The sequence below is a fragment of the Clostridium collagenovorans DSM 3089 genome, from assembly GCF_900130005.1.
Lineage (GTDB): Bacteria > Bacillota > Clostridia > Clostridiales > Clostridiaceae > Clostridium_D > Clostridium_D collagenovorans.
This window is the reverse complement of sequence record NZ_FQXP01000003.1, coordinates 776,456-798,400: the sequence shown is the minus strand read 5'-3', so window position 1 is coordinate 798,400 and position 21,945 is coordinate 776,456. Positions and strand designations below refer to the sequence as shown.

The following is a 21,945-nucleotide window of genomic DNA, read 5'->3' as shown; positions in this document are numbered from 1 at the left end:
GAGAACTTGAAGATCGGTAGAATTGTAAAAGTTTCAGGTCCATTGGTTGTAGCAAAGGACATGGATGAAGCTAATATATTTGACGTTGTAAAAGTTGGAGAAAAGGGCCTAATAGGTGAGATCATTGAAATGAGAGATGATAGAGCATCTATTCAGGTTTATGAGGAGACTTCAGGTGTTGGTCCTGGGGACCCAGTAGTTTCTACTGGAGAACCTTTAAGTGTTGAACTAGGTCCAGGATTATTAGAAGCTATGTTTGATGGTATACAAAGACCACTAGATGCATATATGGCTAAGGCTGGTAACTTCTTATCTAAAGGTGTTAGTGTGCCTGCAATAAATAGAGAAAAGAAATGGGACTTTGTGCCTGTACTACAAGTGGGTGATAAAGTCACTTCTGGTACTATAATAGGTACAGTTCAAGAGACATCAGTAATAAACCATAAAATAATGGTTCCATTTGGAATAGAAGGTACAATAGCTTCTATTAAAGGTGGAGAATTTACAGTAGATGAAACTGTGGCAGTAATTGAAACAGCTAAGGGTAATAAAGAAATAAAAATGCTTCAAAAGTGGCCAGTAAGAAGAGGTAGAAAATATCAGGATAAAATAAATCCTGTTGAACCTATGATTACAGGACAAAGAGTAATAGATACATTCTTCCCAGTAGCTAAGGGTGGTACAGCTTGTGTTCCAGGACCTTTCGGAAGTGGTAAGACAGTAGTTCAACACCAACTTGCAAAATGGGGAGATGCTCAAATAGTTGTTTACGTTGGATGTGGAGAGCGTGGAAACGAAATGACAGACGTTCTTAACGAGTTCCCAGAGTTAAAAGACCCTCAAACAGGGGATTCATTAATGAAGAGAACTGTGTTAATAGCTAACACTTCTAACATGCCAGTTGCAGCCAGAGAGGCGTCTATTTATACTGGTTTAACAATAGCTGAATACTATAGAGATATGGGTTATTCAGTTGCTATGATGGCTGACTCAACTTCACGTTGGGCAGAGGCTTTAAGAGAGATGTCAGGAAGACTTGAAGAGATGCCAGGAGATGAAGGATATCCAGCTTATCTTGGTTCAAGAGCTGCTGATATATATGAAAGAGCTGGTAAAGTTGTATGTAATGGTGGAGATGGTAGAGAAGGTGCATTAACATTTATAGGTGCAGTATCTCCTCCAGGTGGAGACCTTTCTGAGCCAGTTACTCAAGCTACACTTAGAATAGTTAAAGTATTCTGGGGACTAGATTCTCAACTTGCATACAAAAGACACTTCCCAGCTATAAACTGGTTAAGTTCTTATTCATTATACATGGATAAAATAGGTAAATGGATGAATGAAAATGTAGCTTCAGACTGGACTTCAATGACAGGTACAGCTATGGCTTTATTACAAGAAGAATCAAAATTACAGGAAATAGTTAGACTTGTAGGTATTGATGCATTATCTGAATCTGATAGATTAAAGCTAGAAGTAGCTAAGTCTATTAGAGAAGACTACTTACAACAAAATGCTTTCCATGAAATAGATACTTATGCATCATTAGATAAACAATACAAAATGCTTAAATTAGTACTTAGCTTTAATGAAGAGGGTGCAAAAGCTCTTAAAGCTGGTGTATATTTAGATAAAATCTTAGGCATGAGTATAAGAGATAGAATAGCAAGAGCTAAATATATCTCTGAAGATGAGTTATCTAAGATTGATAAAGTTCATGAAGACTTAATTGAAGATATTGAAAAAATAATTGCAGAAGAAGGTGTCAACAATGCTTAAGGAGTATAGAACAGTAAGAGAAGTTGTAGGACCTTTGATGATTGTTGACCAAGTTGAGGGCGTTAAGTTTGATGAGTTAGTTGAAATTGAAATTCAAACTGGCGAAAAGAGACGTGGTAGAGTACTTGAAGTAAATGGAGATAAAGCTGTTATTCAGTTATTCGAAGGTTCTGCAGGTATTAATATAAAGGGAAGTAAAGTTAAATTTGAAGGAAGACCTCTAGAAATAGCTGTTTCAGAGGATATGTTAGGAAGAGTATTTGATGGTCTTGGAAGACCAAAAGATGGTGGTCCTAATATAATTCCAGATAAAAAACTAGATATAAACGGGGAAGCTTTAAATCCAGTTGCAAGAAACTACCCAGATGAGTTTATTCAAACAGGTATTTCTGCAATTGATGGACTTAATACTCTAGTAAGAGGTCAAAAGTTACCAGTTTTCTCTGGATCAGGTCTTCCACATGCTGAACTTGCAGCACAAATTGCAAGACAGGCAAAGGTTAAAGATTCAGATTCAAAATTCGTTGTTGTATTTGCAGCTATAGGTATAACTTTCGAAGAAGCTCAATTCTTCGTAGATGACTTTACTAAAACAGGGGCAATAGATAGAACAGTATTATTCATGAATCTTGCTAATGACCCTGCTATAGAAAGAATAGCTACACCAAGAATGGCTCTTACAACTGCAGAATATTTAGCATTTGAAAAAGGAATGCACGTTCTAGTTATAATGACAGACATAACAAACTACTGTGAAGCTCTTCGTGAAGTTTCAGCAGCTAGAAAAGAGGTTCCAGGTAGAAGAGGATATCCAGGATATCTATACACTGACCTTTCTACATTATATGAAAGAGCTGGTAGAGTAAAAGGACTTGAGGGATCAATAACTCAAATTCCTATTTTAACAATGCCAGAGGATGATAAAACACATCCAATTCCTGACCTTACAGGATATATAACAGAAGGACAAATCATTTTATCAAGAGAGTTATACAAACAAGGTATAATGCCTCCTATAGATGTACTTCCTTCATTATCAAGACTTAAAGATAAGGGAATTGGTAAGGGTAAAACTAGAGAAGATCATGCAGATACTATGAACCAATTATTCTCTGCTTATGCACAAGGTAAAGAAGCAAAAGAACTTGCTGTAATTTTAGGTGAATCAGCATTATCTGATACAGATAAGGCCTTTGCTAAATTTGCTGAAGCATTTGAGCAAAATTATGTTTCTCAAGGATTTGAAGCAAATAGATCAATTGAAGAAACGTTAAGTATTGGATGGGATTTATTAAATATTCTTCCTAGAACAGAGCTTAAGAGAATTAGAGATGAATATTTAGAGAAATACCTTCCTAGTAAAAGAGAGGGTGAATAGGATTGGCTAGACTTAATGTTAACCCTACCAGAATGGAGCTTTCAAAGCTAAAGAAAAGACTTGTTACTGCAACTAGAGGACATAAACTTCTAAAAGATAAGCAAGATGAGCTTATGAGAAGATTTATTGACTTGGTAAAGTACAATAATGAGCTTAGAAAAAGTGTTGAAGGTGAATTATCAGGAGCTTTTAAAGATTTTGTTATGGCAAGAGCATTAATGTCTTCTGAATATCTGGAAGAGGCCATAATATATCCTAAGGAAAATATCTCTTTAGAGGTAGAAACTAAGAATATTATGAGTGTTAACGTGCCAGTTATGACCTTTAAAAGAGCCTTAGAAGGTGATGAAGGTAGTATTTATCCATATGGATTTGCCAATACATCTTCAGAATTAGATGGTTCATTAGAAAAATTATATGGCATACTTCCAAAGCTTCTTGAGCTTGCTGAGGTTGAGAAATCTACACAACTAATGGCAGATGAAATTGAGAAGACAAGAAGAAGAGTTAATGCATTAGAGTACATGACTATACCTCAATTAGAGGAAACAATTAAATATATAAGAATGAAGCTTGATGAGAACGAAAGAGGGGCTTTAACTAGACTTATGAAAGTTAAGAGTATGTTAGAGCAACAACAAGCTTAAGGATATATAACCCCACATATAATTATGTGGGGTTACTTTTGCGTCTTGAAATTCCTTTAAAATACAGATAAAACAACCTTTTAAGAGATATTGAATAGTAAAGTATAACATGATAAAATAACAAAGTAACAATTATAATTAAAAGGAAAGGAGTTCTTAGCGAAGGCTAAGAGTTAAGTTATATATGGCTATTAAAGAAATATTAACTTTTGATCAAGCAGTTTTACATAAAAAAGCTGAAAGAATTGATGAAATAAATGGCGAGATTTTAGACATAATACAAGATATGAAGGATACACTATATGCAGGAACAGGAGTGGGATTAGCAGCTCCACAAATAGGCATATTAAAGAAATTGGTAATAATAAACCCTAGAGATGGCAGTGAGGAAATTATACTTATAAATCCTAAAATTGTAGCTCAAAGTGGTAAGGTTAAGGATATGGAAGGGTGTCTAAGCTATCCTGGATATTTAGGAGAGGTAGTTAGACCTAAAAATATAACTGTAATAGCTAAAGATATAAATGGGAAAAAAGTTACATATAAACCAAGTGGATTTTTAGCAAGAATTTTTTGCCATGAAATAGATCACTTAGAGGGTGTAGTATATACAGATAGAACAAAAACTATGTTTAGAGAAAAAGATTTAATACAATCTGAAGAAGAATAAATATAAAGGAAGTTATTGATTTCAATAACTTCCTTTACTTTTTAATAGGATAAAATTCCTTTAACACCGATTATAGGCCCTAAAATAGGTAGTTTTATACTTTGATATATTTCAATTGAATCCTTAGTTTTTATATTTTTACCTATAAAAACATGGAAATTTTCTATTGCAAATTCATCAAAAAGATTATCTTCATTATTAAAGTTACTTACTGTCTCAACCTTGAGAGTCTTTGAACTTCCGCATCATCCTCCAGATTGAACTATGGATTTAATTATGATTGAGGTATTTTTTTTATTTATAAGAGTATTTCTTAGTTTTGATTCTATAACAATATTCATATTGCAGTCCTCCTATATACCACATGGGGGTATATCAATATAATAATACTATGCTTATTTTATGTCAATAGTATATATACTACTTCAAAAGAACATAATTATAATATAAAGTTATACCTATGTTAAAAACTTATACTTTTGAAGATAAAGTATTTTTAATATGGTAAAATATATAGTATAATTAAGAAGTAGTAATTTACATATGAGTAGAAAATAACAAAGATAATTTTGGTATTTCTTAAAACTTAAGCAAATTAATATGTAAAGTGGAGGCAAATTAATGATAAATAAAAAAGAAATAATTGAATATTTAAGCGATTTCCAATTAGAATGTATAAAGGAAATAAAAGTTGAAAAGGATTTAATAATATTCAAATTTGAGCTAGAGCTTGAAGATTCAGAAATTGAAGCTGCAGAAGCCTTTGCTGATGAAGAATGTGAAGAACCTAAAAAGAGCGAAGAATGGTATGAAGAGCATTTCTTACCTTATTTAAGTGATATGGCCATTGATGATGTAGAAGAAATGATTCAAGAGTGTGCTGAAGAATTTGACTTAGATTATGAATTAATTATGTTGGATATATCAGAGGAAAAATATGACTCAATAGAGTTTTTAGGAGCATTTTTATGCAATGGCAAAGAAGTATATCTTGAAGAATATATTTCAGAAATTATATAAGAATTTGAAGAAATTTGCGTTAAGAATATACTTGCAAGAACTTAAAAAAGTGATATAATATAATTAATAAATTTTCCTGAGGTGTGCGTAACGCTTATAATGTTCAACCGACAGATGTTATACGGGATCTTTTAAACTTTTTCAATTATGTCAGGCTTCCGGTAAGGTGAAACTCCTTATTAATCCTTTAGGATTCTGAAGTAGACAGACTTGAAATGCGAAGAACCCACCTGCTTAGTGGCGGGTATGAACATATAAGTTAACGGCATTTTGGGTGTAATTTTAGCTAATTAAAGAGACCAATACTGGCCTCTTTTTATTTTGCATTAAATTATCTAAAGAGCATAAATTAATATTTTAAGAGCATAAATAATCATAAATAAAAATAAATATTGACATTTACAAAAAAAATGAAACAGGGGTTAAAGCATATAAGATATTTTAATGCCATATAACCCCTGTATTTCATTTAATTTCTTACATTGTATATTTAATTTTTTGTGTTAAGAAAATATAAGTATAATTTTTTTGATTGGGAGAAACTTATAAGCCTGTCCAAACGTTGGCTTTCCCAAATTACTAGTCTACTACGTGGATTAATTAACTTTAAAAATAAGTTAAGTACCCACTTGTGTAGTTTAATCCTTAGTTCTAAAAAACTTGGATGTTTTTTCATATTGATCCCTCTCTGAAATAAAAAATAGAATATATTGATAAAGTAATTTTCAAATCCCCCTATTTAGGTAAATTAGTGTATCTTATGATATCTATCTAAATTTACTTATATGGAATTTACTTTATCAGAAACTATACATTTATTTTACTAGATAATCTATGAAATGTTAAATGAATATATATAACAATTAATTACATAAAATGATAAAAAACAGTAAAAATAAACAAAAATAATTACCAAATATGAAATGTAAAATATATACAAAATCATAAAGATGTTGAAAAATCACTATTTACCATAAAATGTAAAAGTCGAAAAAAAAAGAAAAAAACATTATAACATAAAATTTTAACTCATGGATAATAATATAATAGTAAATTAAAATTATTTGAATGGTGGATTTTATGAAGGTATATGATATTATAAACAATTTCAATGAGGCAGAAAATACATGGAAATTGGGAAATAGCGATTATTTACTTTTAGGAAATATGAAAGAACTAAAAACCTTAGGGGTCATTTTAAGTTTAGATAGCAGAAATATAAATGAGTGTGAGGAAGCTGATTTTAATTGTAAAATAAGCTTCTTTGAAAAGTATCTTTTTACGACTGTTAATGTTTTAAAATATGAAGAAGGATTGATTGACTCAGAACAAATAAAGATATTTTTAAGCAATGATTATATATTAGCTATTGAGGAAGAAAGCGAAAACTTAGTATATAATCTTATAGAGGATATATTGAGAAATAGAAATTCATGTATACTAAAAGAAAAGCCTCATTGTAGTACAATTTTGTATCACATTGTAGATAAGATAATAATTAAAAATTATGAAATAATATCTCAATTGGAAAGAGAAGCTGATAAAATAGAATTAGATATACTAAAAAATCCTCAGCATGAGCATTTAAATATGCTTATAAATCTACGGAGACAAGTATATAAGTTGAAAAAGTTTCTAAGTCCTTTAAGATATATTGGAGATGGCTTAATAAGCAATGAAAATGAGGTCATTACCAAAGAGTGCTTGGGTTACTTTTCTATATTAAATAAAAAGATTGAGAAGTTAATGCAGGCTTTAGAAGTATTAGTGCAAGACTTAGCCTTAGTAAGAGAAGCTTTTGAAGCGGAAATGGCTAATAAAACAAATGAGTTAATGAAGGTTTTTACTTTAATAGCTACAGTTTTCTTGCCCTTAAATTTAATCACAGGTATGCATGGAATGAATTATGAAAATATACCTTTTAGTAATTGCCCTAATGGATTTTGGTATATGGCTATTATTATGGTTTGTATTTCTATGATTTTAATATATATTTTTAAGAAGAAGAAATGGCTATAATAGTTAGTAATATATATATCTTTGGTAGAATTAACTTTAAAGTGAAAAAATACAATTAATTTAATTGAAAAACTAAATTTTATCTAGTAGAATAATAAGTATAAGATAACTAGGGGGTAACAAGTTATGATGAGTAATTTAGAAAAAAAATATGAACTTGCTTGGGATAAATATTCTCAAGAAGATTTAAAAGATGTATTTGCATTATCAAACAGATACATAGATTTCATGTCATTATGTAAGACTGAAAGAGAATGTGTGGATGAATTCGTAAACATTGCAGAAAAGCATGGTTATAAAAATTTAAATGATTTAGTTGAAGCAGGAATTGCAATAAAAGCAGGAGATAAAGTTTACTGTAACTTTATGGGTAAAGCTTTAGCTATGTTTTTAGTTGGTACAGAACCAATGGAAAAAGGTTTAAGATTATTAGGAGCTCATATTGACTCTCCAAGAATAGATTTAAAACAAAATCCATTATACGAAGATTCTGACTTTGCTATGTTTGAAACTCACTACTATGGTGGAATTAAAAAATACCAATGGGTTACTCTTCCACTTGCAATACATGGTGTAATTGCTAAGAAAGATGGAGAAATAGTAAAAGTTGTTATCGGTGAAGACGATAATGATCCAGTAGTTGGTATTTCTGACTTATTAGTTCACTTATCAGCAGATCAAATGCGTAAGACTTTAGATAAGGGAATTGAAGGCGAAGATTTAAATGTTTGTATAGGAAGTATGCCAATAGAAGATAAAGAAGCTAAAGACAGAGTTAAATTAAATGTTTTAAGACTTTTAAATCAAAAGTATGGCATAGTTGAAGAGGATTTCGTTTCAGCAGAATTAGAAGTTGTTCCAGCTGGAAGAGCTAGACATTATGGTTTAGATAATTCTATGGTTATGGCTTATGGTCAAGACGATAGAGTATGTTCTTACACTTCTTTTGAGGCAATGTTAGAACTAAAATCAACAGATAAAACATGTGTAACTTTATTAGTTGATAAAGAAGAAGTAGGAAGCATTGGTGCTACAGGAATGTCATCAAGATTCTTTGAAAATGCTCTTATGGAGATTATGAATTTACAAGGTGATTATTCAGACATAAAAGTTAGAAGAGCTTTATCTAATTCTAAAATGTTATCTTCTGACGTAAGTGCTGCTTTTGATCCTAACTATCCATCAGTTTCAGAAAGAAAGAATACAGCTTATTTTGGTAAGGGTATAGTATTTAATAAATATACTGGTTCAAGAGGAAAAGGTGGCTGTAATGATGCTAATGCAGAATACTTAGCACACTTAAGAAATATTATGGATAAACATAACGTTTCTTGGCAAACAGCTGAATTAGGAAAAGTTGACCAAGGTGGCGGTGGTACAATCGCATACATCATGGCTGAATATGGAATGGAAGTAATTGACTCAGGTGTTGCATTACACAACATGCATGCTCCATATGAAATTGCTAGTAAAGCAGATATATATGAAACTTATAGAGCATACAAAGCATTCTTAATAGAAGCATAAAATTAAAAACTAAGCCATTCTTTAGTAGCTTCAACCTAATTTTTAGGTGGAGACTAAGCTAAAGGATGGCTTTTTATTAATGCTTGAAAATTTAGTTAAAATAAAAAATGGGGCTGTAGCACTGAGAATAAACCATACAATATATTGTTTTAATTTTAAATGTGAAAAACAATATATTGTATGTAAATTCTTTAATGCCTCAGCCTCATAAATTTTAAAGAATAATTTAGTTATTATTACTATATAAATGTATGTCTTTATAAGGTTTTCATACAACTAAGAATTACTTTTTAGTTTTTCTAAAAATATTTTAAGATCAGTATTTTCTAGATATACAGAACCTAAGTTACTATGCTTTGTATCATCTTTAAAATTACCGTGAAAATCAGAACCGGCAGTTATAAAGAGATTATACTTTTTAGCTAAAGCCTTAAAATTTTCTTCATCTTCTTTAGTATTCAGAGGATATATAGCCTCAATTCCATCAAAGCCAAACTGTAATATTTCCTTTACGGAAGAAATTTTAATTAAAACTGGATGCGCTAATACTGTTAATGCATTAAATGATTTTAATAAGTTAATGCCTTCTTTAGTATCTATTCGGTTGTAGGGTACATAAGCAGGACTTTTAGTACTTATAATATTATCAAATATATATTGATAAGAATAGGAATAACCTTTGTCAATTATAGCTTGAGCTATATGAGGTCTAGCTATGGTACCCTTAGATAGCTTTAATAGTTGTTCGTATTCGATACTTATGTCAAAATAAGTTTTTAGGTTTTCTATGATTTTTTTGGCTCGAACTTCTCTTTCACATCGAACTTTTTTTAAAAAGTCTTGAAACTCTTTAGAATTAAAGCTACTATCCTTAAAGAATCCGAGTACGTGAATATTTTCTTTATTATATACTGTGGAAAGTTCAATTCCAGGAATAGCAGTTATATTGAAGGCTTTTGCATATTTCAAGAAGTCATTAACACCATCTGTATTATCGTGATCAGTTAGTGCTAAAAAATCTATATTATTATGTTGTGCTATGCTTAAAATTTCATAAGGTGTGTTTCGCCCATCAGATATAGTGCTATGAATATGAAAATCTCCTTTTGTATTGCTCATATATATCACCCCTTAATATTTGTATTATTAGGATTATAACATAAAAATATATAATAGAATAACTTTTATATTTATTCTATACAAATATGCTGAAAGATAATCATAAAAGCAATGTATTATTTGAATTTATTAAGTATATAGCTTATTTAAGATGGCTTTACTATGAAAGTTTGAAGTTGTATTATATAATTAAAGAGTAATTAATATTTATTATTAATAATTATAATGTTTAGGAGAGTATCAATGTTTTTAATGATAGATAATTATGATTCCTTTGTTTATAATTTAGTAAGATATTTTGAAGAATTAGAGGCAGAGGTTTTTATATTTAGAAATGATAAATTAACAATAGAAGATATAGAAAAGCTTAAGCCAGAAGGGATAATAATTTCCCCAGGTCCTAGAACGCCTAAAGAAACCGGTATAACATTAGAAATTTTAGAGCGCTTTAAGGGTGAAATACCTATACTTGGCATTTGCTTAGGTCATCAGACCATAGCACATTATTTTGGAGCTAAGGTTAAAAAGGGAGAAAGCCCTGTTCATGGTAAAATATCGAAAATTATAAATAATAATAAGGGTGTATTTAAAGATTTGCCTACTAGTTTTAAGGTTACTAGATATCATTCTTTAGTAGTAAAAGAAGAGGACTTTCCAAAAGAATTAGAAGTTACGGCTAAAACTAATGAAGATAATGTAATTATGGGTATAAGACATAAGGAGTTATTTATTGAGGGAGTACAATTTCATCCTGAGGCTGAATTAACAGAATTCGGACATGAAATGTTACATAACTTTATAAAGGAAGCTAAAGCTTTTAATAGAAGTAAAATTGAAAATTAAGTTTCTGCTTAAGGAAAGGACAAATTTATGAATATATATATAGAAGAATTACATACTAACTTAAGTCCTCATGAGGTTTATTATATTTTTAAGGATAAAATCCATACAAGCTTCTTAGATAGTGGAAGAGATGAAAAATCCTTAGGAAGATATTCTTTTATTGGATTAAATAAATTTTTAAGTTTTATTTGGAAAAAAGAAGGATGTTATATTAATGATGAACTTCAAATTGAAAAGGACGGCTTTAAACTCTTGCAAGATATTTTATGTAAGTATAAAGTTGAAAATACTTCTAAATTACCTTTTATAGGAGGTGGAATAGGATATTTTTCATATGACTTATGTAGCAAAGTTGAAAATTTAATTTTAAATAGCAAGGATGATGTTGATATTCCTCTTGCATATTTTAATTTCTATGAGAATATTATTATCTTTGATAACTTAGAAAAAAAGCAATACATATCTGCTCTTCAAAGAGATGAGAACTATAAAGAAAAAGTAAAAGAAATTAAAAACTCTATTTTGAATTTTGAAAAAAAAGAAATAAATGAGATTTTAAATTATAATAGAGATATAAATAAAGAAACTATTGATTACAATGAATTTGACTCTAATTTTACAAAAGATGAGTATATAAACACTGTTGAAAAGGTGAGAGACTACATAAGAAGTGGTGATATTTATATAACGAACTTGACACAAAGATATAAAAGGACTAATAATAATAGAAAAGATTATGAAATATATTATAGATTAAGGGCTATTAACCCAGCTCCTTTTGCAGCTTTTCTGAAATATGAGGATTTTACAATCATAAGTTCTTCACCTGAAAGGTTTTTAGAAATTAGACAGGGACAAGTAGAAACAAGACCTATCAAAGGAACAAAACCTAGAGGAAGTAGCGAAACAGAAAATAATAAAAATAAAATAGCTTTACAAAATAGTGAAAAGGATAAATCAGAATTACTTATGATCGTGGATTTAGAAAGAAATGATTTAAGTAAGGTTTGCAAAGCTAATAGTGTAAAGGTTAAGGAGTTATTTTCAATAGAGGAGTATAGTACCGTATATCATTTAGTATCGAGTATAGTAGGAGAAATAAAAGATGAGTTTACTTCTATAGATTGTATAAAAGCATGTTTCCCAGGAGGATCCATAACTGGAGCTCCTAAAATAAGAAGCATAGAGATCATTGATGAACTTGAGTGTGTATCTAGAAATATATATACTGGAGCTATTGGATATTTAGGATTTGATCAAAATGTAGATCTAAGTATAGTAATTAGAACTATTGTAATGAAGGATGATACTGCCTATTTTGGAGTTGGTGGAGGCATAACTTGGGAATCGGATTCTAAGGATGAATATGAGGAAACTCTGCAAAAGGCAAAGGCTCTTATGATAGCTTTAAATTAGGGGGTAAGTTTATGGACTGCATAATAGTTAATGGTGAAAAACAAAGCCATAAGAATATAAAACTTGATAGTGGATTTTTCTTTGGAAAAGGAGTTTTTGAAACTATTCATGTATGTGAGAAACCTATTTTTTTAGAAGAACATTTAAATAGAATAAATTATGGTATGAAAGTACTAGGTATAAATAAAGAGGTTTTAAAGGAAGATGTATTAAGCAATATAAGCTTATTGAAATGCAAAAATAAAGCATTGAAAATTATGGTTTCTGAAGAAAATACCATTTATTCTTGCAGAGATATTCCTTATACTGTACAAGATTATAAAAATGGTTTTTCTTTAAAGGTAAGTGATGTAAAAAGAAATCCATACTCTAATATGACATATATAAAAAGCTTTAATTATTGTGATAACATATTAGAAAGAGAAGAAGCCTTAAAGGAAGGATATAATGAGGTCTTATTTTTAAATGTACATGATAAAATAGCAGAAGGAAGTATTAGTAATATCTTTTTTATAAAAGATAATGTTATTTATACACCTAAGGTACAGTGTGGGCTTTTAAAGGGTATAGTAAGAGATTATATTATAAGTGAAATAGAACATGATGGTAAGTTTTGTATCGAGCAGGGGGAATTTGAATTAAAGGAACTTTATGATGCAGATGGTATATTCTTAACTAATTCATTACTAGGAGTTATAAAAGTAAAGCGTATAAATGATGTGGAAATTAAAGAAAGTGCAATAACAGATTATATAGAGTTCCTATATAAAAAATCTATTTTATATAAATAAGTCATTTGAATTAATATATGAGAGGGAGAGAGACATGGAAAATAGACATATAGATAAAGAAAAAATAAAGACAGCAGTTTCTATGATAATAGAGGCTATAGGTGAAGATGTAAATAGAGAAGGCTTAAAAGACACACCAGATAGAATTGCAAGAATGTATGAAGAAGTATTTTCAGGTATGGACGAAGATGCTAGTGTACATCTTTCAAGAACCTTTCATGTAGAGGATGATAACTTAGTTTTAGAAAAGGATATTCAATTTTATTCTATGTGTGAACATCACTTTTTACCTTTCTTTGGAAAGGTGCATATAGCATATATTCCAAATGGGAAGGTAGCTGGATTAAGTAAACTTGCTAGAACTGTTGAAGTATTTGCTAAAAGACCTCAACTTCAAGAAAGATTAACTTTTCAAGTAGCAGAGGCGATAATGAAAAACTTAAACGCTAAGGGAGTAATGGTTGTTGTAGAAGCAGAACACTTATGCATGAGTATGAGGGGTATAAAAAAGCCTGGATCTAGTACTGCAACCATTGTAGCCAAGGGAAACTTTGAAAATAATATGGATCTTCAAAAGCAAGTTCTAGAGCTTATAAAGCTATAATTAAGGATAAGTCATGAAAAGAATAGATAAAATAATAAATAATTTAGAGTTTGAAAGATGTATTGAATTAAATAAAGAATGTGAAAAACAGAGGATTTTTTGTAAACATGGTATGGAGCATCTAGTAGATACTTGTAGACTTATGCACATAATTTCCTTAGAAGAAGAGTTGTATTTTAGTAAAGAAATATTGTATGCCTGTGGATTATTACATGACATAGGAAAGTGGAAACAGTATTTAGATAAAACACCTCATGAAATTTATGGAGCTGAGATAGCAGAGAGAATACTAAAAGAGTGTGATTTTAATGATTGTGAGGTAATAGAAATTACAACAGCTATTAGAAATCATAGAAAAAAAGATAATGAATTATATAGTCTAAGCTATCTTTTGTATAAAAGTGATAAAGCATCTAGAAAATGCTATCTTTGCAAGGTTGAAAAAGAGTGCAAATGGAGTAAAGATAAAAAAAATCTTAAGTTACTTTATTAAAAGAGAGAAGGATGAGTAGAATGATAATAGGAAATAAAAAGTTTGATTTAGGAAAAGAAACCTACATAATGGGGATTTTAAATGTTACACCAGATTCCTTTTCTGACGGAGGGAAATTCAATTCTATAGAGAAGGCAGTGCATCAGGCTAAATTAATGATAAAGGAAGGGGCCTCAATTATTGATGTAGGTGGTGAGTCAACTAGGCCTAATCACACAATTATAAGTGTTGAGGAGGAAATTAATAGAGTAGTTCCTATAATTAAAGCTTTAAAAAAAGAAATAGATATACCTATATCTATTGACACTTATAAATCAGAGGTGGCAGAAGCAGCAATAAAAGCTGGAGCAGATTTAATTAATGATGTCTGGGGATTTAAAAAAGATTGCAATATGGCAAAGGTTGCTGCAAAGTACAATGTGCCATGTTGCTTAATGCATAATAGAGAAAATAAAGAATACAAATCATTTATGGAAGATGTCATATATGATTTAAAAGAGTGTGTAGAAATTGCTATAAGGGCTGGAGTGAAAAAGGAAAATATAATCTTAGATCCAGGAGTTGGTTTTGCGAAAAGCTTAGAACAAAATATTCAAGTTGTTAATGAGTTAGAGAAAATAATTGAATTAGGTTACCCAGTACTTTTAGCAACCTCAAGAAAATCCATGATAGGATTGTCTTTAGATCTTCCAGTTGATGAAAGAGTTGAAGGTACAATTGCTACAACGGTTATAGGTATTATGAAGGGTTGTGACTTTGTTAGAGTGCATGATGTCTTAGAAAACAAAAGAGCGGCACAAATGACAGATATTATTGTAAGAGTATAGGTGATAAAATATGGATAAAATTATTATTAAAGATTTGGAGATTTTTGCTTTTCATGGAGTCATGGAAGAAGAAAAGAAATTAGGACAAAAGTTTATACTTTCACTTGAATTATATGTGAACTTAAGAGAAGCTGGCTTAAGCGATGATTTAAATAAAACAGTACATTATGGAATACTGGCACAGGAAATTGAAGAGCTATTTACAAGCAAAAGCTTTGATCTTATAGAAAAGGCTGCTGAGGAAGTTGCAAATTATATACTTGTTAATTATGAAATTATAGAAAAAGTAAAAGTTACTTTGAAAAAACCATGGGCTCCAATTTTAAAACCAGTGGATTATGTAGCAGTAGAAATATTTAGAGAAAAACATAAGGCTTTTGTTGCTGTTGGAGCTAATATGGGTGATAAAAGAAAGAATATAGAAGAAGCTTTTGAAATTATTAACTCTTCTTCCCACTGTAAAATTAAAAAGATATCAGAGTTTTATGAAACAGAACCTGTAGGATATACTGAACAAGATGACTTTTTAAACTGTGCTATAGAGATTGAAACTCTACTCACTCCAATTGAGTTAGTAAGGTTTTTGCTAAGCGTAGAAAAGAACTTGAAAAGGGAAAGAATAATAAAATGGGGGCCTAGAACTATAGATTTAGATGTTATCCTTTATGATAATATAGTAAGTAGTGATGAAGAAATAATTATACCTCATCCAAGAATGCATGAGAGAGCTTTTGTTTTAGAGCCTTTAAATGATATTGCACCCTATGAAATTCATCCTATATTAAGAAAAAGGGTATTTGAACTTCTTAAAGAGGTTCATTAGAAATAAAATAAATATTGAAAAATATGTAAGCCTATGATATTTAGTCATAGGTTTTATTTTTGCGTAAAAAGGTTTTAAATAACATATTTTAAAATATAAAATATTATATGTAAAATCTATAGATAAATATTTTCTTATACTGTATTTAAATATGTGTTTATTTTCTATAAAAGTAATACTACAATATAGATGGATTAATCTACTAGACTTTGTTTTAAAACAAAAGAAATTATTATTAAAGGAGATTTTATTAAATGGAAGAAACAAAAATTAAAAGCAAGGTTAAGGCAAATCCTTGGGCATTAATACCTCTAGGAGCTTTTTTAGTGGTATACTTGGCAAGTTCTATAATTACTAAGGACTTTTATAAGATGCCTGTAAGTGTGGCATTTTTAATCTCAACTATAATTGCTTTAACAATGAATAGAAAGAAAAATGTAGAAGAAAAGTTACAAGTATTTTGTAAAGGTGCTGGTAACATGGACATAATACTTATGTGCATGATATTTATTTTAGCAGGTTCCTTTGCACAGGTTGCAAAGGATATGGGCGCAGTTGAATCTACAGTAAATCTAGGCCTTTCAGTACTTCCTCCCAATATAATGATAGTTGGCATATTTATAATAGCATGTTTCATATCAACTTCAATAGGAACTTCAATAGGAACTTTGGTAGCTTTAACACCAGTAGCGGTGCTTATTGCTGAAAAATTAGGTGCTCCAGTAGCTTTAATAGTAGCAGCTGTAGTTGGAGGCTCTATGTTCGGGGACAACCTTTCAATGATTTCTGATACTACTATTGCAGCGGCAAGAACTCAAGGGAGTGAAATGAAGGATAAATTTAAAGTTAACTTCAAACTTGCACTTCCAGCGGCTATAATAAGCATTATGCTTTTATTTATATTAGGTGGTAAAGGAACAGTTACTTTAGAGGGCGAGTATGCTTATAGTTTAATAAAAATACTTCCTTATATTTTAGTTTTAGGTGGGGCCTTATCAGGTTTAAATGTATTAATAGTCTTAACATGTGGAACTTTGGTTTCAGGTCTAATAGGAATTTTTACAGGAAGTTTTGATATATGGGGATTAGTAGGTTCCATATCTGCAGGTATGTTGAATATGGGAGAACTTATTATAATAACTATATTAGTTGCAGGTACTGTTGAAATCATTAAAGACAACGGAGGGATAGAATACATAATAAGTATAATAAAATCTAGAATTAAGGATGAGCGTGGTGCTAAATTAGGTATAGCTTTACTTGTTAGTATAGTTGATATGTGTACTGCTAACAATACAGTTTCAATAGTAATGACCGGACCTATAGCTAAAGAGGTTGGAGAAGAGTATAATATTGAACCTAAAAAACTTGCAAGTATATTAGATATATTTTCATGTGTTTTCCAAGGTATCATTCCTTATGGTGCACAACTTTTAATGGCTTCTAGTTTAGCAGGTATAAGTTCATTTCAAATAATGCAATTTTTATTTTATCCATATTTATTAGGGGCTATAACATTAATAGCAATAGCTATTAAAAAATTCTAAAATCATATTATTTAGGAGGGGATTACAGTGAATTGCGAAATTATGAAGGATAAGATGACTCCTAGAGAGAGAATGGAAGCATTTTCAAAGGGAGAAGAAATAGACAGAATACCATGTATGCCTTCTATGGGTGTTACTATGGCAAATCTTATGGGAGTTACAACATCTGAATATTATCATTCAGCAGATAAAATTGCTGATCTTGAAGTATTCTTATTTGAAAAAATAGGACATGATAGTGTCGGAGTTGGAACTACATTAAGAGGAGTAGCTGAAGCTTTAGGAAGTAAAATTGCTTATCCTACAAATGGAATTTCCTATTTAGAAGAACCGGTATTAAAGGACATTAGAGAGGCTGATAATTTATCTCCAGCTAATCCACTTAAGGATGGTAAATTGCCTTTAGCCTTTGAGGCCTTAGGAAAAGTTATAAAGAGAATAGGACATTTAGTAGAAGTAGGCAGTGATATAGCTGGACCATTAAGTGCAGCAGCAGCGGTTGTAGGTACAGAGAATTTAATGAAGGGTATGATAAAATACCCAGAAAAGGTACATGTTCTTTTAGAGGTAGTTACTGAAACTAATTTAAGGATAATTGAACAATTTGCTAGTATGGGTGTAGGCTTAGGAATGTCTGACCCAATCTCATCTACAAGTATGATTAGTTTGAAAAAATATAAAGAATTTTCTATGCCATATCAGAAAAAATGTGTTGATAAAATGAGAGAGTTAACTGGAATGGGTACAAGTATTCATATATGCGGTAAAAGCGCAGACCTTTGGGAAAGTATTTTAGAAACAGGGGTAACTAGTTTTAGTATAGATAATGTGGAAGATTTATCAAAAGCTAAAAAAGTACTTGGTGAAAAGGTGTGCATAGCTGGAAATGTAGATCCTGTGAATATTATGAGAAATGGTACTACTCAGGATGTAATGGAAGCTTCAAAAAAGTGTATAATGGAAGCTTATGATAGCAAACAAGGATTTGTATTAAGTACTGGGTGCCAAATACCAATAGGTGCTCCAGTAGAAAATATAAAGGCTATGATGGATGCTGCAAGAATTTATGGTAAGTATCCTATTCAATATTAAGATTTTAAGTACAGCTAGTACAATTTAATTAAGTAAATATAAAGCATAAAGCTTATATATGATTATTTAAGGAATTAAATATCATGTATAAGCTTTTTATATACAAAATTAAACATGTAAATATTTCATTATATGATAAAAAATGATATGATAAAAGACATAGAAAAAATTATTTTAAAGTTAATAAATATAAACTTTATTAATAACTCAAAGAGTAAGTGTGTAAGTATGTAGTGAATTTAAGAATATAGTAAATAAAAAATATTATTAAATAAAACACATATCTAAAATCTATATAAGGTAAAAAATTTCAAAATATAATTTATACAATATAATAAAATGAATTTTATAGCTTTAAAAAGGAGGAGAAACATGAACTTTATAAAATCTTATAAAAAAGTTATAAATTATAAATACTTAAATGTATATTTAATTTATTTTGCTTTTTTTATAGTTAATGGACCCTTTGAAAAAATAATTCCTTTATTACTAGAATATAAGGGATTTAATGAATCATCCTATGGAATATTTTTATCTATTATAAATGTAATTCATATATTTTTACCTGCATTTGTAGCATATTTAACTAGAAAAATAAATCCTTATAAAATAGCGGTGTTTGCTATGGTCTTAAGTCTTTTAGGAGGTTTTTTAACAGGAGCAACTTCGAAAAATTCAGTTATTATATTTATGTTTTTAATTATTATAGTATTAGGTAGAACTATTTTCAACTTTTCTTTTGGAAATTCTATTAACTATAGTTTACCGGAAGAAAATAGAGGGAAATTTTTTGCTTTAAGAGATTTATTTTTATTTGGAGCTATATCTATAGGATTATTTTTAGGAAGTGTATATATTAGTAAGTTTAATATAGGTTCTTTTTATACAATATTTAGCTTTATGTTTATTATACCGTGTATACTTATTTTTAGAAGTTATAAAAAAACAAGTTTTATGAAAGAAGAAAATGAAGAGGAGCATTGCAAAGATAAGTTAAATAGAAATTCAATAAATACTATTTTGAAAGATAGACGATTTTGGATTTTTTTAATTGTAGAAATTGCTACTACTACTTATGCTACAACCCTAAACTTTGTACCGCTTTTAGGAACATCCTTAGGTATATCCACATCTAATATAATGACTATGTTTGGGGCTATAACTATAATTAATTCAATTTGTGCGCTTATAATAGGAAGCTTATCTGATGAATTCGGAAGAAAGTGGGTATATGTATTTGATTTAGCCTTTGACATACTTCCGGCAGCTATCTTTATGGTTACTAATAGTGTAACACTTTTTATTATTGGCATTGTATTAACCATGATAAAGGATATATTCGCACCAATTTCCTTTGCATACTTTTTTGATTGTTTTGAAGATAGTAATGGGGTGTTGATTTTAGGGTTATTATCATCAGTAGCTAATGCCTTAAGTTTCATAATTCCATTAGCTATAGGGGTATTGTGGTCAGCATCCTATAAATATGTATTTTTTATTGCTATAGTAGGAAATTTAACTGCATCAGTAATAGCAGCTTTAGGCTTGCCAAATAAGAAGTCATCCTGTGAAGGTTAAGATACAATAGATTTTGGAATACTTTAAATAGAAATTTTTCTTGTTTAATTCTTTGAAGGATGTATTAAAAATGTATTAAAGTAGTATATAAATATTTTATCAATAAATATTTATATACTACTTTTTTAATATAAGATGTTATTTATCAAAAATATATTCACATAAAGAAAATAAATTATAGGATGTATAGCAATTACTTATGTCAATAAAATCCATTTCATATTCTCCGTCCCAAGGATAAATTGATATATATTTTTGATTGTAAATGTTTAAAACATATTTACTATTTTCAAAGGTAAAATACATTTTATACATAGGCATATCTGGTAGATCCTCTGGTTTAGCTATAAAGTTTTCAGGTTGTAGATACTTAAGAAATTTACGTGCTGTCAATAGTTCATCTACTTCAAGCCTTTTTCCTTTGTAAAAATTCATATATACTGCATTGCTATGACAGTTTTCATATGTAGACAAATCAGAGATTAACTTTTTAGTATAATAGTCTTTACCGGGTTTTTCTGTAGTAAAGGTACTCTTACAACCTAATAAAGAGATACTCATAACTATTATTATAAAAAGTGAAATCAATTTTTTCATAAAATCACTCCTAAATAATTGTATATATTAAAATATGAGCGGAGTCTATTTATTATGATTTCTTTTATAAAAATCCTTTAAAAGAGTTATAATTACTTTTATAAGGCTTAAAAATTAATAATAATTGGATTGTTTACAAAGTACCATAAAAGTATATATAATAAGTATGGATATACATAAAAGACATTGTATAATTTTAAATACAAAAGGGTGAGTTAATATGCAAAGAATATTAGATAACATAATTAAAGATACGAGAAAATGGACAATAGAGGGACAAGTAGCATCATATATACCAGAGCTTGCAAAGGGTGATAGAGATGCAGTAGGAATTTGTGTTACAACCTTAGATGGTGAGGAGTTTTTTGCAGGAGATTATAAAACAAAGTTTACAATTCAAAGTATTTCTAAGGTTATAACTTTGATGGTAGCTATATGTGATAATGGTAAGGATTATGTTTTTTCTAAGGTTGGAATGGAACCAACGGAACAACCCTTTAACTCTATAACTAATTTAGAAGGCCATGATAGAAATATTCCTTTGAATCCAATGATAAACTCAGGAGCTATTGCAATAGTTTCTTTAATAAATGGAAATAGTCCTGAAGAAAAGTTTGAAAGAATTTTAAGATTCATGAAAAAGATAACTGGTAATGATACTATCAGTGTCAATGAAGAGGTATATAAATCAGAAAAAGCTACAGGAGATAGAAATAGAGCCTTGGCATATTTTATGAAAAGCACAGGAGTAATAGAAGGTGATGTTGAAGAAGTTCTAGATGTATATTTTAGAGTTTGTTCTATAGAAGTTACATGTAGAGATATAGCTAGAATAGGTGCTGTGCTTGCAAATGCAGGGGTAATGCCGTGGAATGATGAGAGAGTAATATCAAGAGAAGTATCAAGAATTATAAAAACAATTATGGTTACTTGTGGTATGTATGATGGTTCAGGAAAATATGCAGTTCATGTTGGAATTCCATCTAAAAGTGGAGTTGGCGGTGGTATATTAGGTGCTGTTACTAGAAGAATGGGAATTGGGGTATTTGGACCTTCTTTAGATGACCATGGAAATAGTATAGCGGGATTAAAAGTTCTAGAAGCTTTATCTAAGGAGTTTGACTTAAGTATTTTCTAAATAAAGAATTGAATGAAAATTTTTAAAAAAGGTAATT

20 protein-coding genes and 1 other RNA gene are annotated in these 21,945 nt (G+C 29.6%); 19 read left to right on the top strand and 2 right to left on the bottom strand.

The window, feature by feature from the left end; genetic code table 11:
* The first annotated feature begins 6 nt into the window (after window positions 1-6).
* From BUA48_RS03770 to BUA48_RS03735, 8 genes are all read left to right on the top strand, one after another.
* Window positions 7-1,779: a V-type ATP synthase subunit A gene (locus BUA48_RS03770; protein ID WP_072830213.1), complete on the top strand. Its 1,773-nt coding sequence runs from the start codon at window positions 7-9 to the stop codon at window positions 1,777-1,779.
* Window positions 1,772-3,157, top strand: coding sequence for a V-type ATP synthase subunit B (locus BUA48_RS03765; RefSeq protein ID WP_072830211.1), 1,386 nt, complete (start codon window positions 1,772-1,774; stop codon window positions 3,155-3,157). The genes BUA48_RS03770 and BUA48_RS03765 overlap by 8 nt, the downstream gene beginning before the upstream one ends.
* 2 nt (window positions 3,158-3,159) lie before the next feature.
* Complete coding sequence (locus BUA48_RS03760; RefSeq protein ID WP_072830209.1) at window positions 3,160-3,804, top strand: V-type ATP synthase subunit D; 645 nt, start codon at window positions 3,160-3,162, stop codon at window positions 3,802-3,804.
* A 184-nt stretch (window positions 3,805-3,988) separates the two neighbouring features.
* Window positions 3,989-4,474, top strand: a complete 486-nt coding sequence (def, locus tag BUA48_RS03755) for a peptide deformylase (RefSeq protein WP_072830207.1) — start codon at window positions 3,989-3,991, stop codon at window positions 4,472-4,474.
* A 621-nt stretch (window positions 4,475-5,095) separates the two neighbouring features.
* A complete protein-coding gene (locus tag BUA48_RS03750; protein WP_084666034.1) occupies window positions 5,096-5,494 on the top strand; it encodes a hypothetical protein in 399 nt (132 codons plus the stop codon).
* Between the two features lie 70 nt (window positions 5,495-5,564).
* Window positions 5,565-5,775, top strand: a non-coding RNA gene (gene ssrS / locus BUA48_RS03745) — 6S RNA.
* Between the two features lie 799 nt (window positions 5,776-6,574).
* The gene (locus tag BUA48_RS03740; RefSeq protein WP_072830205.1) at window positions 6,575-7,513 is read left to right on the top strand and encodes a magnesium transporter CorA family protein; all 939 of its coding nucleotides are present in this window, start codon (window positions 6,575-6,577) and stop codon (window positions 7,511-7,513) included.
* A gap of 126 nt (window positions 7,514-7,639) precedes the next feature.
* Window positions 7,640-9,040, top strand: a complete 1,401-nt coding sequence (locus tag BUA48_RS03735; RefSeq protein WP_072830203.1) for an aminopeptidase — start codon at window positions 7,640-7,642, stop codon at window positions 9,038-9,040.
* Between the two features lie 276 nt (window positions 9,041-9,316).
* Here the strand turns inward: BUA48_RS03735 and BUA48_RS03730 are convergent, their stop codons facing one another.
* Window positions 9,317-10,159 carry a PHP domain-containing protein gene (locus tag BUA48_RS03730; protein WP_072830201.1) on the bottom strand — a complete coding sequence of 281 codons (843 nt, stop codon included), beginning with the start codon at window positions 10,157-10,159 and terminating at the stop codon, window positions 9,317-9,319.
* Between the two features lie 243 nt (window positions 10,160-10,402).
* On the opposite strand from BUA48_RS03730, the gene BUA48_RS03725 reads away from it, so the two are divergent.
* The 10 genes from BUA48_RS03725 to BUA48_RS03680 all read left to right on the top strand — a co-directional run bounded on the left by BUA48_RS03725 (window position 10,403) and on the right by BUA48_RS03680 (window position 20,173).
* On the top strand, window positions 10,403-11,002 hold the full coding sequence (locus BUA48_RS03725) for an anthranilate synthase component II (protein ID WP_072830199.1): 600 nt from the start codon (window positions 10,403-10,405) through the stop codon (window positions 11,000-11,002).
* A gap of 27 nt (window positions 11,003-11,029) precedes the next feature.
* On the top strand, window positions 11,030-12,418 hold the full coding sequence (pabB, locus tag BUA48_RS03720) for an aminodeoxychorismate synthase component I (protein WP_072830196.1): 1,389 nt from the start codon (window positions 11,030-11,032) through the stop codon (window positions 12,416-12,418).
* Window positions 12,419-12,429: 11 nt separating this feature from the next.
* Window positions 12,430-13,209 carry an aminotransferase class IV gene (locus tag BUA48_RS03715; RefSeq protein ID WP_084666032.1) on the top strand — a complete coding sequence of 260 codons (780 nt, stop codon included), beginning with the start codon at window positions 12,430-12,432 and terminating at the stop codon, window positions 13,207-13,209.
* A 49-nt stretch (window positions 13,210-13,258) separates the two neighbouring features.
* Window positions 13,259-13,813 carry a GTP cyclohydrolase I FolE gene (gene folE, locus BUA48_RS03710; RefSeq protein WP_207647615.1) on the top strand — a complete coding sequence of 185 codons (555 nt, stop codon included), beginning with the start codon at window positions 13,259-13,261 and terminating at the stop codon, window positions 13,811-13,813.
* Window positions 13,814-13,826: 13 nt separating this feature from the next.
* Complete coding sequence (locus tag BUA48_RS03705; RefSeq protein ID WP_072830192.1) at window positions 13,827-14,306, top strand: HD domain-containing protein; 480 nt, start codon at window positions 13,827-13,829, stop codon at window positions 14,304-14,306.
* Between the two features lie 20 nt (window positions 14,307-14,326).
* On the top strand, window positions 14,327-15,133 hold the full coding sequence (gene folP / locus BUA48_RS03700; RefSeq protein WP_072830190.1) for a dihydropteroate synthase: 807 nt from the start codon (window positions 14,327-14,329) through the stop codon (window positions 15,131-15,133).
* A gap of 10 nt (window positions 15,134-15,143) precedes the next feature.
* Window positions 15,144-15,956: a 2-amino-4-hydroxy-6-hydroxymethyldihydropteridine diphosphokinase gene (gene folK / locus BUA48_RS03695; protein WP_072830188.1), complete on the top strand. Its 813-nt coding sequence runs from the start codon at window positions 15,144-15,146 to the stop codon at window positions 15,954-15,956.
* Between the two features lie 254 nt (window positions 15,957-16,210).
* On the top strand, window positions 16,211-17,503 hold the full coding sequence (locus BUA48_RS03690; protein ID WP_072830186.1) for a Na+/H+ antiporter NhaC family protein: 1,293 nt from the start codon (window positions 16,211-16,213) through the stop codon (window positions 17,501-17,503).
* Between the two features lie 27 nt (window positions 17,504-17,530).
* Window positions 17,531-18,595: a uroporphyrinogen decarboxylase family protein gene (locus tag BUA48_RS03685; RefSeq protein ID WP_341465232.1), complete on the top strand. Its 1,065-nt coding sequence runs from the start codon at window positions 17,531-17,533 to the stop codon at window positions 18,593-18,595.
* A 372-nt stretch (window positions 18,596-18,967) separates the two neighbouring features.
* On the top strand, window positions 18,968-20,173 hold the full coding sequence (locus BUA48_RS03680) for an MFS transporter (protein WP_072830184.1): 1,206 nt from the start codon (window positions 18,968-18,970) through the stop codon (window positions 20,171-20,173).
* Between the two features lie 138 nt (window positions 20,174-20,311).
* Here the strand turns inward: BUA48_RS03680 and BUA48_RS03675 are convergent, their stop codons facing one another.
* Window positions 20,312-20,770, bottom strand: coding sequence for a DUF4883 family protein (locus BUA48_RS03675; RefSeq protein WP_072830182.1), 459 nt, complete (start codon window positions 20,768-20,770; stop codon window positions 20,312-20,314).
* Between the two features lie 220 nt (window positions 20,771-20,990).
* On the opposite strand from BUA48_RS03675, the gene glsA reads away from it, so the two are divergent.
* Window positions 20,991-21,908: a glutaminase A gene (gene glsA / locus BUA48_RS03670; protein ID WP_072830180.1), complete on the top strand. Its 918-nt coding sequence runs from the start codon at window positions 20,991-20,993 to the stop codon at window positions 21,906-21,908.
* Window positions 21,909-21,945: the final 37 nt, after the last annotated feature.

Coding starts and splice junctions, on each gene's coding strand:
- BUA48_RS03765 (WP_072830211.1), top strand. CDS start 1,772: ATGCTTAAGGAGTATAGAACAGTAAGAGAAGTTGTAGGACCTTTGATG.
- def (WP_072830207.1), top strand. CDS start 3,989: ATGGCTATTAAAGAAATATTAACTTTTGATCAAGCAGTTTTACATAAA.
- BUA48_RS03750 (WP_084666034.1), top strand. CDS start 5,096: ATGATAAATAAAAAAGAAATAATTGAATATTTAAGCGATTTCCAATTA.
- BUA48_RS03740 (WP_072830205.1), top strand. CDS start 6,575: ATGAAGGTATATGATATTATAAACAATTTCAATGAGGCAGAAAATACA.
- BUA48_RS03735 (WP_072830203.1), top strand. CDS start 7,640: ATGATGAGTAATTTAGAAAAAAAATATGAACTTGCTTGGGATAAATAT.
- BUA48_RS03730 (WP_072830201.1), bottom strand. CDS start 10,159: ATGAGCAATACAAAAGGAGATTTTCATATTCATAGCACTATATCTGAT.
- BUA48_RS03725 (WP_072830199.1), top strand. CDS start 10,403: ATGTTTTTAATGATAGATAATTATGATTCCTTTGTTTATAATTTAGTA.
- pabB (WP_072830196.1), top strand. CDS start 11,030: ATGAATATATATATAGAAGAATTACATACTAACTTAAGTCCTCATGAG.
- BUA48_RS03715 (WP_084666032.1), top strand. CDS start 12,430: ATGGACTGCATAATAGTTAATGGTGAAAAACAAAGCCATAAGAATATA.
- BUA48_RS03705 (WP_072830192.1), top strand. CDS start 13,827: ATGAAAAGAATAGATAAAATAATAAATAATTTAGAGTTTGAAAGATGT.
- folP (WP_072830190.1), top strand. CDS start 14,327: ATGATAATAGGAAATAAAAAGTTTGATTTAGGAAAAGAAACCTACATA.
- folK (WP_072830188.1), top strand. CDS start 15,144: ATGGATAAAATTATTATTAAAGATTTGGAGATTTTTGCTTTTCATGGA.
- BUA48_RS03690 (WP_072830186.1), top strand. CDS start 16,211: ATGGAAGAAACAAAAATTAAAAGCAAGGTTAAGGCAAATCCTTGGGCA.
- BUA48_RS03680 (WP_072830184.1), top strand. CDS start 18,968: ATGAACTTTATAAAATCTTATAAAAAAGTTATAAATTATAAATACTTA.
- BUA48_RS03675 (WP_072830182.1), bottom strand. CDS start 20,770: ATGAAAAAATTGATTTCACTTTTTATAATAATAGTTATGAGTATCTCT.
- glsA (WP_072830180.1), top strand. CDS start 20,991: ATGCAAAGAATATTAGATAACATAATTAAAGATACGAGAAAATGGACA.